At 53.6% G+C, this 547-nt stretch carries 1 rRNA gene; it reads left to right on the top strand.

The features are described 5' to 3' along the window. Positions 1–547 (top strand): 23S ribosomal RNA (locus tag ABN236_RS19300); the annotation flags it as partial.

Below are 547 nucleotides of genomic sequence, written 5' to 3'. Positions count from 1 at the left end.
GTTGGGTAGGGGAGCGTTCTGTAAGCCTGCGAAGGTGTACTGTGAGGTATGCTGGAGGTATCAGAAGTGCGAATGCTGACATAAGTAACGATAATGCGGGTGAAAAACCCGCACGCCGGAAGACCAAGGGTTCCTGTCCAACGTTAATCGGGGCAGGGTGAGTCGACCCCTAAGGCGAGGCTGAAAAGCGTAGTCGATGGGAAACGGGTTAATATTCCCGTACTGGTGGTAACTGCGATGGGGGAACGGAGAAGGCTAGGTTGTCCGGGCGACGGTCGTCCCGGTTCAAGCATGTAGGCAGAGTGATTAGGCAAATCCGGTCACTTAATGCTGAGGTGTGATGACGAGCCACTAAGGTGGTGAAGCAATTGATGCCCTGCTTCCAGGAAAAGCCTCTAAGCTTCAGGTTACCAACAATCGTACCCCAAACCGACACAGGTGGTCAGGTAGAGAATACTCAGGCGCTTGAGAGAACTCGGGTGAAGGAACTAGGCAAAATGGTGCCGTAACTTCGGGAGAAGGCACGCTGGCGGTAAGTGAAGTCCCT

The organism is Proteus sp. fly-1013 (assembly GCF_040140245.1).
GTDB classification, from domain to species: Bacteria; Pseudomonadota; Gammaproteobacteria; order Enterobacterales; family Enterobacteriaceae; genus Proteus; species Proteus mirabilis_B.
The sequence above is the reverse complement of the archived record's forward strand: the minus strand, read 5'-3'. Positions and strand labels throughout refer to the sequence as shown.